Raw genomic sequence first — 5,686 nt, 5'->3', positions numbered from 1 at the left:
CGAATGCACTCATAACCCATCACTCATAACCCAATTTAACGTGAATTTACAGTCTCCTATAGAATATCTAAAAGGGGTTGGTCAGCAAAAGGCTGAGTTACTGAAGAAGGAACTCGGCATTTTTACTTTTAATGACCTGCTCAACCACTACCCTTTCAGGTATGTAGACCGGACTAAATTTTACAAAATCAGGGAGATTAATGCCGATCTTCCCTCTGTCCAGATCATTGGCCGCATAATAGCCAAGGAGCTGCTGGGAGAGAAGCAGGGCCGCCGTTTAGTCGCCCAGCTGCGCGATGAAACCGGGACCATGGAGCTTGTCTGGTTCCAGGGCATCCGTTGGGCAGATAAGATGCTTCAGCCCGGTAGCGTATTCATCGTATTCGGAAAGCCGACCGAGTTCAACGGGCGGTATTCTATTTCACATCCGGAGCTCGAGCTTTATAACCCTGCTTCCAGAAAACAGGGAAACCTTACCCTGCAGCCGGTTTACAGTTCTACTGAGAAATTAAAGCAATCCTTTTTAGACACAAAGGGCTTACAGCGTCTCCAGTATTCATTGCTCGAAATCGCCGCCAACATAGTCGTGGAGAACCTTCCCGGGTATCTTCTGGAAAAACACAAGCTTCTGAGAAAGACAGAGGCGATACAGCAAATTCATTTCCCCTTGAACCCGGAAAGTCTTGAACGCGCGAGGCGACGCCTGAAGTTCGAGGAGTTATTTTTTATCCAGTTAAAATTGTTGCGCAATAAACTGCTGCGCACAGGTAAGTATAAAGGCTTAGTTTTCCAACAGGTTGGGGATTATTTCAACACTTTCTATTCCGAAAAGCTTCCTTTTGATCTGACGGATGCTCAGAAGAGGGTGCTGAAAGAGATCAGACAGGACACTCAGAAGGGAGTCCAGATGAACAGGCTTGTACAGGGGGACGTTGGAAGCGGAAAGACGGTGGTGGCTTTAATGACAATGCTGCTTGCTGTAGACAACGGTTACCAGGCATGTATGATGGCACCGACTGAAATTCTGGCCCGGCAGCATTATGAATCGATAAAAAGCATGCTGGGAGAAGGGTTTATCACTATTGCACTTCTTACCGGCTCTACCCCAAAGAAGGAACGCAGGAAGCTTCATGAAACGCTGCAGGACGGGTCATTGCACATCCTGGTGGGTACTCACGCTTTGATCGTAGATGAGGTGCAGTTTAAGAACCTCGGACTTGCTGTAATAGATGAACAGCACCGCTTTGGAGTGGAACAGCGTGCTAAGCTGTGGCGTAAAAATACAGTGCCTCCTCACGTTTTGGTGATGACGGCGACTCCCATTCCGCGGACCCTGGCGATGACGCTTTACGGCGATCTGGATGTATCTGTTATCGATGAATTGCCGAAAGGACGTAAGCCGATCAAAACCCTGCATCTTTTCGAAAGCCAGCGGCTGCGGATGTTCGGCTTTATGAGGCAGGAGATCGCAAAAGGCCGTCAGGTTTACATTGTCTATCCCTTGATTCAGGAAAGTGAGAAGCTGGACCTTTTGTACCTGGAAGCCGGAATTGAGGCCGTTGCAAGGGAGTTTCCACTCCCGGATTACCGTATCAGTATCGTTCACGGCAAAATGAAGGCCGCGGATAAAGACTTCGAAATGCAGCGTTTCGTAAAGGGCGAGACCCAGATTATGGTGGCTACAACTGTCATCGAGGTAGGAGTAAATGTTCCCAATGCCAGCGTGATGATCATCGAAAATGCAGAGCGCTTTGGCCTGTCTCAATTGCATCAGCTCAGAGGGAGGGTAGGGCGCGGGGCAGAACAATCCTATTGTATCCTCATGAGTGGCAACAAACTGAGCCGGGAAGGGAAGGTGCGCCTGCAAACTATGGTCAGGACAAACGACGGCTTCGAGATCTCAGAGACAGATCTGCAGCTTCGCGGTCCTGGTAATATAGAGGGAACACAGCAAAGCGGTGTGCTCGACCTGAAGCTGGCCGATCTGGCGACGGATCAGCATCTTCTGCACGAAGCCAGGCAGGAAGTGATACAAATCTTTGAGGAAGACCCTGATCTTAGCAATGAAAAGAACCGGCTTTTAAGAGAGTATTTTATACAGACATCTGCCGGAATCTCCTGGAATAAAATTTCCTGATCCGTAATTGTTAGTCCAGGTTTACAGTGGCGGCTCCGGATTTGTTATTTATGGCAATGCCGATAATGCCGCAAGAAAATAACACGTATAATTTTAACCCGCAGATTTCCCCTCCCCCCAACTTCTGATTTCCTGACGAAGTAACTATATTTGTACCTTGATCCTGCACTATGAAAACCAACGGCTAATAGCCAAATGCTAATAGCTTTAAAAAATGGACACAGACAATCCCCAGCCTCCCCGAAAGGACCCTTATGCGGCCCTTCGCTTTCCTGAGTTCAGGGCATTCCTGACGATGAGATTTTTCCTGACATTCGGCTACCAGATCCAGGCAGTAGTGATCGGTTGGTATATCTATCATCTTACAAAAGATCCTCTTTCCCTGGGAATGATCGGTTTGTCTGAAGCCATTCCGGCGATAGGGATTGCCCTTTATGGAGGCTATATAGCAGACAAATCAGAAAAAACCAAACTCCTGAGATTGATCATAAGCGGGATGTTTACCTGCTCCACTGTATTATTCCTGATCACGCTGCCGTCTGTCTCGGCAAGGATAGGAACAGGGCATATTGTGGGGCTCATCTACGTCATGATCTTCTGTATCGGGATTTGCCGGGGATTTATGGGGCCTGCGACCTTTTCACTGATGTCGCAGGTGGTGCCGCGGGAGCTTTATCCCAATTCTTCTACGTGGAACAGTACCGGATACCAGGTGGCATCTATCGCAGGTCCGGCTGCCGGCGGACTGATCTATGCTTATGGAGGAGTTTCCACTACCTTTTTTATCATCCTGGTGTTTCTGTTCTCCGCGTTTGCCTGTTTGTTTTTAATAAGGAAAAGGCCGCCGCAGTTTAAGGCGGCCGAGAATATACTGGATAATTTGTCCGTAGGGATTCGGTTTGTTTTTAAGAACAGGATGATGCTTGGAGCCATGAGCCTGGACATGTTTTCGGTCTTTTTCGGCGGAGCTGTTGCATTGATCCCTGTTATCGCCAGCGATGTGCTGCATGTCGGGGCAGAGCAGTTTGGTCTCATGAGGGCTGCGCCGGCCATCGGAGCAGTTCTGACTATGCTGATTATGGCGCGTCATTCTCCCATGAATAAGCCCTGGCGCAACCTGTTAATTGCAGTAACCGGCTTCGGTCTTTCCATTATTTGCTACGGGCTGTCGACGAATTTCTACCTCACACTTGTGTTTCTCTTTTTCGAAGGAGTATTTGATAGCGTAAGCGTGGTGATCCGCTCCACCATTATGCAGCTTCTGACACCTGACGATATGAGGGGCAGGGTTTCGGCTGTAAATTCGATGTTTATCGGGTCTTCCAATGAGATAGGAGCATTTGAGTCAGGATTAACAGCGCGGCTAATGGGAATCGTTCCGGCGGTGGTATTTGGCGGTTCCATGACTTTAATAGTCGTAACCATCACCTACCTCAAAACGAAGATGCTGGTCCCTCTCGGCCTGAAGGACATTCATAAAGACAGCTAGCTGCTGAATCTTTAGAAGTTTCTGCTTGCTATACGCTGATTGCGGCCGATCCAAAGGTAAATGAGTGATCCGAGGAAGGGTGCGAAGAGCACTATCAGCGCCCATAAAAGTTTGGTCGTATTATCACGAAAACGCGATTGAGTGATCTCGACCAGGCAATAAAGCATTAATGCAAAGGGCACTACTCCTACTAAGCCGATGAGAATGATTTCGGGTACTCCTAATCCGATGAAGGCCATATTTTGATTACATTGATTACTTCATGAAGGTAGTACATAAAATATTTATTTCCAATACTTTATTTTGCTTCTCCTATTTGCTGGCGCCACATCGCATAATAGAGGCCCTTTTCCAGGATCAGCTTATCATGCCGTCCTGATTCCACAATATGCCCCTTCTCCAGCACGAAGATCCGGTCGGCATGCATAATCGTAGAAAGCCTGTGAGCGATCAGGATCGTGATCCGCTCGTCCATTACAGACACATCACGAATCGTTTTCGTTATTTCTTCCTCCGTGATTGAGTCAAGTGCAGAAGTCGCCTCATCAAAAACAAGTATATCAGGGTTGCGCAGGAGGGCCCGGGCTATTGAAAGTCTCTGTTTTTCTCCACCGGATACTTTTACTCCCCCTTCGCCAATCACCGTATCCAGGCCTTTATCAGCCCTGGCCAGGAGGCTCTGGCATGCTGCTTTCTGCATCACTTCCAGGCATTCTTCATCAGTCGCTCCCGGCCTTACGAAACGCAGGTTATCACGGATCGTACCGGAGAAAAGCTGGGTGTCCTGTGTTACAAAGCCTATCCTTTCGCGTAAATGATCAAGATTAATATCCGAAGATGGAATATTGTTGTACAGGATTTGCCCTTCCTTCGGAAGGTAAAGACCGACAAGAAGCTTTACCAGCGTTGTTTTCCCCGAGCCTGAAGGGCCCACAAAGGCAATCGTTTCCCCCTTTTTGGTATCGAAGCTTATGTTGTTAAGCGCGTTCCGGTTAGCCGATAAATGTTTGAAGCTGACGTCGGAGAAGCGAAGCTCGTCAACATGTTCAAACTTCACCGGGTTAGATGGCTTCAGTTCCCTTGGCGTATTCAGGATACTCTTAAAATTGTTCAGCGAAACTTCGGTTTCCCGGTAGGTATTAATGATATTTCCGAGTTCCTGGAGAGGACCAAAAATGAAGAAAGAGTAAAGGAAAAGAGAGAAAAACTCCCCGATGGTGATCTGGCCGTCATAGATCAGGTACATCATCAGGAAGATGATGGAATTCCGTAACAGGTTGACCAGTGTGCCCTGCACAAAGCTAAGGCTCCTCACATATTTCACCTTCTTCAGCTCCAGTTCAAGGATCTTTTCAGTCGTGGTGTTCAGCCTGTTGATCTCCTGCTGTGACAAGCCCAAACTTTTCACCAGCTCGATATTCCTGAGCGACTCCGTAGTTGAACCTGCCAGCGCAGTGGTCTCAGACACGATATTTTTCTGTATCGTCTTGATCTTCCGGCTCAGCACCATGCTGACGGTGCCCAGTACAGGGATCACCGAGATATAGAACACTGCTATCAGCCAGTGGATATTAATAGCATAAATAAAAACGAAGGTGATGCCGATAATACTCGTAAAGAGGATATTGATAGTGGCTATGATGAGCTTCTCAGAATCAAGGCGTACCTTCTGGAGGATTCCGAGAGTTTCCCCGCTTCGCTGGTCTTCAAATACCTGGTAAGGGAGTTCAAGAGAATGAGCTAGTCCGTCAGAGTAGATCTTTGCGCCGAGACGCTGGGTGATCACATTCAGGTAATAATCCTGGAAATTCTTGGCGATACGCGACACCATCGCCACGCCCATGGCCGCAAGAATCAGGAGCCCGGCGCCTTTAAAGAACTCGGCAGTCGTATAGTTTTGGTAATGAGTGACGTATTTGTCAATGATGATCCTGAACACCCAGGGATCAAGAAAGGAGAAGATCTGGTTGATTGCCGCCAGCCCCAGGGCGAGAGCAATCAGTCCCTTATAATTTTTAAGGTAATTATATAGTATTTTCACGTTCTGACAGACTCTGAAA

General features: G+C 47.9%; 4 protein-coding genes. 2 read left to right on the top strand and 2 right to left on the bottom strand.

From position 1 onward, the window contains the following. The first annotated feature begins 40 nt into the window (after positions 1–40). The gene (recG, locus tag DDR33_RS08975) at positions 41–2,137 is read left to right on the top strand and encodes an ATP-dependent DNA helicase RecG (protein WP_262509935.1); all 2,097 of its coding nucleotides are present in this window, start codon (positions 41–43) and stop codon (positions 2,135–2,137) included. A 214-nt stretch (positions 2,138–2,351) separates the two neighbouring features. Then, on the top strand, positions 2,352–3,626 hold the full coding sequence (locus DDR33_RS08970) for an MFS transporter (protein ID WP_109415434.1): 1,275 nt from the start codon (positions 2,352–2,354) through the stop codon (positions 3,624–3,626). A gap of 11 nt (positions 3,627–3,637) precedes the next feature. Here the strand turns inward: DDR33_RS08970 and DDR33_RS08965 are convergent, their stop codons facing one another. Further along, complete coding sequence (locus DDR33_RS08965; RefSeq protein WP_109415433.1) at positions 3,638–3,865, bottom strand: PLDc N-terminal domain-containing protein; 228 nt, start codon at positions 3,863–3,865, stop codon at positions 3,638–3,640. 59 nt (positions 3,866–3,924) lie between these two features. Then, positions 3,925–5,667 carry an ABC transporter ATP-binding protein gene (locus tag DDR33_RS08960; protein ID WP_109415545.1) on the bottom strand — a complete coding sequence of 581 codons (1,743 nt, stop codon included), beginning with the start codon at positions 5,665–5,667 and terminating at the stop codon, positions 3,925–3,927. Positions 5,668–5,686: the final 19 nt, after the last annotated feature.

Origin of the sequence: Pararcticibacter amylolyticus, assembly GCF_003130405.1 — a bacterium.
In the GTDB taxonomy this organism is placed as follows: Bacteria; Bacteroidota; Bacteroidia; order Sphingobacteriales; family Sphingobacteriaceae; genus Arcticibacter; species Arcticibacter amylolyticus.
This window is presented reverse-complemented; position numbering and strand designations above follow the sequence as displayed.

What these genes read in the sequence shown, in the direction of transcription:
- DDR33_RS08970 (WP_109415434.1), top strand. Translation starts at nt 2,352, where the DNA reads ATGGACACAGACAATCCCCAGCCTCCCCGAAAGGACCCTTATGCGGCC.
- DDR33_RS08965 (WP_109415433.1), bottom strand. Translation starts at nt 3,865, where the DNA reads ATGGCCTTCATCGGATTAGGAGTACCCGAAATCATTCTCATCGGCTTA.